Source organism: Dietzia sp. B19, assembly GCF_014145155.1.
Lineage (GTDB): Bacteria > Actinomycetota > Actinomycetes > Mycobacteriales > Mycobacteriaceae > Dietzia > Dietzia natronolimnaea.
The window spans coordinates 1-6,036 of sequence record NZ_JAALED010000412.1; the positions used below are offsets into that span (position 1 = coordinate 1).

The following is a 6,036-nucleotide window of genomic DNA, read 5'->3' on the forward strand; positions in this document are numbered from 1 at the left end:
TGGGCGACGAGCCGCGCCGGCGCAGTGGCCGACCCGCCGAGCACGCCGCGCCGGCTGTACCGACAGCTAGCGCAGTCTCCGCGGGCCCTCGTCCCCGCTGAACCGCGGGGGCGGCCCCAGATGGACCTGTGCGTACAACACGGACACACCGTCGGGGGCCGCGAGCGCGGGGTCGAGAGACAGCCGTCTGAGCTCGGGGACGTCCTCCACCAGGCACGATATCCGGCCCATGAGCTCCACCAGGGCGTCCTTGTCGGCCGGGGTGTCCCCCGCATATCCGTCGAGGATGGGCGCGGCCCGAGGACGGTCGAGGAGCGACCGGGCCTCCGAGGGGGAGATCGGCAGGGTGCTGAACGCGCGATCGGCGAGGAGGTCCGAGAGCATCCCGGACAGGCCGAAGGAGATGAGCGAGCCGAAGATCGGGTGGTCCGCCACCCGGATCGTCACCGCGACCCCCTTGGTGGCCATCTTCTGGACGTGGAGTGCCCGGGAACCGGTGGTCGCCTTGAGGTCGTCGAACGCGTGACGCACGGCCCCCGCGTCGGTCAGGTCCAGGCGGACCCCGGACTGGTCACTCCGGGTCCGCCACTTCTCCCCCATCGCCTTGACCGCCACCGGGTACCCGAGCTCCTCGGCCGCCATGGCCGCCTGCTCCACCCCGACCGCCACACGGTAGTCGACGATCCCCACCCCGTAGCACTCCAGCAGACTCCGGACCTGCCCCTGGGTGAGTTCGAACGACTCGTTCCCGGCGTTCGAGTGACACAGAGAATCGACGAGATCCCGCGCGCGGGCGCGGTCGATGTCGTCGTACTCGGCCGGCTCCTCCGCGGGCTGGTCCAGCCACTCGGCGTAGCGGCGGGCGCGCACCAGCGCCGACACCGCACGCTCGGGGTACGGGTACGACGGGATGGAACCCCGCGAGGCCACGCCGGACTCGTCGGTGATGGTGAGCCCCTCGGGCAGTCCCTCGCCGGCGAGGAAGGTACTCACCACCGGCTTGGAACTGTCGGCCGCCGCGGCACGGATGGCCTCGGCGTAGGCATCGGGCTCGGTGGCCACCGGTGGCACGAACACCGTCAGCACCGAGTCCACCTCGTCGCGGGCCACCACGTCGGCGATCGCGGCCCGGAAGTCCTCGGGTAGCGCTCCCGCGCCCAGGTCGACCGAGTGCGCCACGGTGAATCCCTGCAACCGCGCGGAGTCCCCGCCCAGTCGGCCGACGGCGGTCGAGTTCCCGACGATCGCCAGACGGCCGCCCGCCGGCAACGGCTGATAGGCGAGCAACGTCGCCGTGTCGAACATGTCGGTGATGGAGTCCACCTGGATGAGCCCGGAGTCGCGGAACAGTCCGCGGATGGCCGAGGCGGTCAGACCCTGCACTCCCGATTCCAGGTCGTCGACGGCCCGGCGCACCACCACCACCGGCTTGTTGCGGGCCACGCGGCGCGCGATCCGCGAGAACTTGCGGGCGTTGCCGAAACTCTCGAGGTAGAGCAGGACCACCTCGGTCCCGGTGTCGGTATCCCAGTACTGGAGCAGATCGTTGCCGGAGACGTCCGCACGGTTCCCCGCGGAGACGAATGTCGACAGTCCCAGACCCCGGCGGGCGGCGGCGGCGAGGATCGTGATCCCCAGGGCACCCGACTGACAGAAGAACCCGGCCCGACCCGGCCCCGGGACCACCTCGGCGAGGGTGGCGTTGAGCTGGACGTCGGGGGAGGTGTTGATCACCCCGAGGGCGTTGGGCCCCACCACCCGCATCCCGTGGGCGCGGGCCTCGCTCACCAGGCGACGTTCGGACACCACTCCGGCGCTGCCGACGTCGGAGAACCCGGCCGAGATCACGACGAGGGTCGAGACCCCCTTGGACAGGCAGTCGTCGAGCACCTCGGACATGGACGCGGCCGGAACCGCCACCACGGCCAGGTCGACCGGGTCGGGGATGTCGCGGACGCTGGCGTAGGCACGGACCGACTGCACGGAGGTCGCATCGGAGTTGACCGGGTACACCGGGCCGGAGAACCCGTTCCCGATGAGGTTGCGCAGGACCGTGTGGCCGATCTTGCCGACCTGGTCGGAGGCGCCGATGACCGCCACCGAGGCGGGGGTCAGGACCCTCGCGAGGCTGCGCGCCTCGGCCGCGGTCTCGCGGGCGTTACGGACGTTGGTCAACGCCTCGGTGGGGTCGATCGCGAACTCGAGATGCAGGGTTGATCCATCGAAGGAGCGCGAGATCTCGTACCCCGCCCGACGGAACACCTGGATCATCGACCGGTTCTCCGAGAGCACCTCCGCCTCGAAGTGGTCGATCCCGCACTCGGCGGCGGACCCCGCGAGATGCTCGAGGAAGATCGATCCGAGCCCCCGGCCCTGGTGCTGGTCCGAGATGGTGAACGCCACCTCCGCGAACGTCGAGTCCGGGAGCCTCTCGTAGATCGCCATCCCGATGATCTCCGCGCCCAGTTCCGCGACGAACGCCATCCGGTCGCGGTAGTCGACGTTGGTCATCCGCTGCAGTTCCTTGGCCGACAGGACGTCGTGGGAGCCGAAGTAGCGCAGGTAGCGGGTCCGCTCGGAGAGGCTGGCGTGGAAGCGGGTGATCTTCTCGGAGTCGTTGGGCAGGACCGGCCGGATCCGCACCGCCCGGCCGTCGGAACCCAGGACATCCGCCGCCCACTCGTGTGGATAGCCCTCCGGATAGTCGTCGACCGCCGTGTCGGTGGAGGCGTGTTCTGGCGGGTTGACGACCGGCGCGTCACCCTCGGGGGCGCCGCCGTCGGTCGTTCCGTCACCGGGGTTGGCCATCGTGGTCCTCCATGAGACAACTGTTGTGAATGGTGGGCACCCGCGACGCGGGGGTGGTGCGGTCAGTCCCGGGGATCGTCCGGGTCGAGTCCGAGCAGGGGGTACACCGAGCGGCGGGTGTCGAGGATCGACTGGTCGAGTCGGGCCAGTGTCCGGTCCACCTCTCCCCCACGATCGGCACCGGCGGGCTCCCAGGGCGTGTGCGCGGGATCTCCGCCGTCACTCATCGTCTGCGGGACCCTGTCCGGAACGGTGAACCGGGCGGCCATGGCCTTCCACTCCTCCGGTACCCGGGTCCCCGGATCCACGGGGACGCCGAGGACGGCGGCGATGAGATGGGTCCACGATCGCGGGACCACCCGGACCAGCTCGTAGCCCCCACCGCCGATGGCGATGATCCGCCCCTCGCAGAGCTCGTCCGCCAGTGCGATGAGTCGGAGGTAGGACTCGCGGTGCCCGTCGACCGTGAGGGACAGGTCGGCGAGCGGGTCCTCGCGGTGCGAGTCGCATCCGGCCTGCATGACGATGATCTGTGGCTCGAAGGCCCGCAGGACCCCGGGAACGACCGCGTGGAACCCGCGCATCCACAGCCCGTCGGTGACCGCCGGCAGGAACGCCAGGTTGACCGCGGTCCCCTCCGCGCGGCCCACCCCCGTCTCCGATGCCCAGCCCGTCGACGGCCACAGGGTCGCCGGGTGCTGGTGCAGGGACATGGTCAGCACACGCGGATCCTCGTAGAAGGCGGCCTGGACACCGTCCCCGTGGTGGACGTCGATGTCCACGTAGGCGATGCGGTCGTACCCGTTGTCGAGCAACCAGCTGATGGCCACCGCGGCGTCGTTGTAGACGCAGAAGCCGGCGGCGGCCGCGGGCATGGCGTGGTGCATGCCGCCGGCCACGGAGACCGCCCGCGTCGCGGCGCCACTGGCGATCGCCCGCGCTGCGGCCAAGGTTCCTCCGGCCACCGCGGCGCTCGCCTCGTGCATGCCCGGAAACGTCGGGTTGTCCGCCGTGCCGAGACCGTGGCTCATCCCGAAGTGCTCCCCGGGCGGCAGGTCGCCGGCCGCCCTGACGGCGCCGATGTAGCGGGACGTGTGGACGCGGAGCAGCTCCTCGTCGCTCGCCCACCCGGGGTCCAGCATCTCGACGCCCTGCAGGACCCCCAGTTCCGTGGCCAGCGACATGGTCAGATCGAGTCTGCGCGGACTCATCGGATGATCGGCGGAGTGCCGGTACTCCATCAGCGAGGGACTCCACACCACCGCGGCCGCGACGCCGTCCCGGATACCGGCCATTGCCACCCGTCCTCCCCTCGCACCGGGACGCTCCCGGCGGCCCACATCCGGTGGGAACACCGAGATGCGCGCCCCACGAATCTACGCGGCGGGACCCGAGCCGACCCCCGATTGCCCGCTCCCCACCCCGGTTCGAGGCCCGGCGGTAGTCTCGACCGTGAACCCGGAGGGGACCGTCGACCACCGGGAGCGACTACCTGCGACGATCCGACGTGGAGGATTCAGCGTGAAAGACCTGGTGGACACCACCGAGATGTACCTCCGCACCATCTATGAGCTCGAGGAGGAGGGAGTCATCCCACTCCGGGCCAGGATCGCGGAGCGACTCGAGCAGAGCGGTCCGACCGTGAGCCAGACGGTCGCGCGGATGGAACGCGACGGCCTCGTACACGTGGCGCCCGACCGTCACCTGCAGCTCACGACGACCGGCCGGGATCTGGCCGTGGACGTGATGCGTAAGCACCGGCTCGCGGAGCGACTGCTCGTCGATGTGATCGGGTTGGAACTGGAGAAGGTCCACGCCGAGGCGTGTCGATGGGAGCACGTCATGAGTGACGACGTGGAGCGTCGCCTCATCGAGGTACTCGACGACCCGAGGACGTCACCGTACGGCAACCCCATTCCAGGGCTCGACCGGATCGGCTACACCTCCCAGATGGCCAACGATCGCGCGTTCACCCGCCTGTCGGCGCTGGACACGGACATCCCGCACAGCGTCCGGATCCAGGCGATCGGCGAGAACGTCCAGATCGACACCGACCTCATCTCCGAGCTCCGCGCGCACGGTGTGGAACCACTGCGGACCGTGACCGCGACCCGGCGGGGCCACCTCGTCGAACTCGACTCCGGTGACGGTCACACCGTGGAACTCGACGGCGACCACGCGCACGCGATCCAGGTCGAGATCCTCCCGTGAAGCTCCTCGTCACCGGTGGGGCGGGTTACGTCGGCGGGGTCTGCGCGACCGTGCTCGTCGAGCGCGGACACGAGGTCGTGGTCCTGGACGACCTCTCCACCGGCAACAGGTCGGGCGTCCCCGCGGAGGCGACGTTCATCGAGGGCGATGTCGCCGCGCTGGCGGGCGAGGTCCTGGACCCGGGATTCGACGGGGTCCTGCACTTCGCCGCCCGGTCCCTCGTCGGGGAGTCGGTGGAGAAGCCCGCGGAGTACTGGCAGGGCAACGTCGTGACCTCCCTCGCGCTCCTCGACGCGATGCGCGCCGCCGACGTCACCAACCTCGTCTTCTCGTCCACCGCGGCGACCTACGGCGAGCCGGAGCAGATCCCGATCACCGAGGACATGCCCACCCGGCCCACCAACACCTACGGCGCCACGAAACTGGCGATCGATCACGCCATCACCTCGTATGCGGTGGCCCACGGGCTCGCCGCCACGAGTCTGCGCTACTTCAACGTGGCCGGCGCCCACGGTCCGGTGGGAGAGAACCGGGTCGTCGAGACCCACCTCATCCCGCTGGTCCTGCAGGTGGCCCTGGGACACCGATCCGACATCAAGGTCTTCGGCGACGACTGGCCCACCCCGGACGGGACATGCGTCCGCGACTACATCCACGTCGCCGACCTCGCCGACGCGCACCTACTGGCCCTGGAGTCCAACCGACCCGGCGTCCACCGTGTACTCAACCTCGGCAGCGGGGAGGGCTTCTCCGTCCGCGAGGTGATCGACGTGTGCCGCGAGGTCACCGGGCACCCGATCCCGGACGTGGTCGCACCGCGGCGCGCCGGCGACCCCGCAGTCCTGGTGGCCTCCAGCGAGAAGGCGATGACCGAGTTGGGGTGGACCCCCACCCGGACCGACCTGCACACGATCGTCCGCGATGCGTGGGCGTTCACCTCGGCCCTGGGTGATCGGGCGCACTCCGCCCCGCGGTAGTCCCGGGCCGGCGCGGGCGGGAGCGCCCCGACCGCGCCGG

General features: G+C 70.5%; 4 protein-coding genes. 2 read left to right on the forward strand and 2 right to left on the reverse strand.

Going from position 1 to position 6,036, the window contains the following annotated elements; genetic code table 11:
• Positions 1-66 precede the first annotated feature (66 nt).
• Entirely contained in the window at positions 67-2,808 is a 2,742-nt protein-coding gene (locus G6020_RS11880) for a bifunctional GNAT family N-acetyltransferase/acetate--CoA ligase family protein (protein ID WP_182610772.1), read from the reverse strand.
• Positions 2,809-2,870: 62 nt separating this feature from the next.
• The gene (locus G6020_RS11885; protein ID WP_182610773.1) at positions 2,871-4,103 is read right to left on the reverse strand and encodes an acetoin utilization protein AcuC; all 1,233 of its coding nucleotides are present in this window, start codon (positions 4,101-4,103) and stop codon (positions 2,871-2,873) included.
• A gap of 226 nt (positions 4,104-4,329) precedes the next feature.
• Here G6020_RS11885 and G6020_RS11890 point away from each other — a divergent pair, with 226 nt between their 5' ends.
• Both G6020_RS11890 and galE read left to right on the forward strand, forming a co-directional pair.
• A complete protein-coding gene (locus G6020_RS11890) occupies positions 4,330-5,019 on the forward strand; it encodes a metal-dependent transcriptional regulator (RefSeq protein ID WP_179525206.1) in 690 nt (229 codons plus the stop codon).
• Positions 5,016-5,996 (forward strand): UDP-glucose 4-epimerase GalE, encoded by a 981-nt coding sequence (gene galE, locus G6020_RS11895; protein WP_182610774.1) that lies wholly within the window; start codon positions 5,016-5,018, stop codon positions 5,994-5,996. Before G6020_RS11890 ends, galE begins: the two co-directional genes overlap by 4 nt.
• The last annotated feature ends 40 nt before the right edge of the window (positions 5,997-6,036 follow it).

Excerpts from the sequence above, each read along its gene's own strand:
- G6020_RS11885 (WP_182610773.1), bottom strand. The coding sequence starts at position 4,103 with ATGGCCGGTATCCGGGACGGCGTCGCGGCCGCGGTGGTGTGGAGTCCC.
- G6020_RS11880 (WP_182610772.1), bottom strand. The coding sequence starts at position 2,808 with ATGGCCAACCCCGGTGACGGAACGACCGACGGCGGCGCCCCCGAGGGT.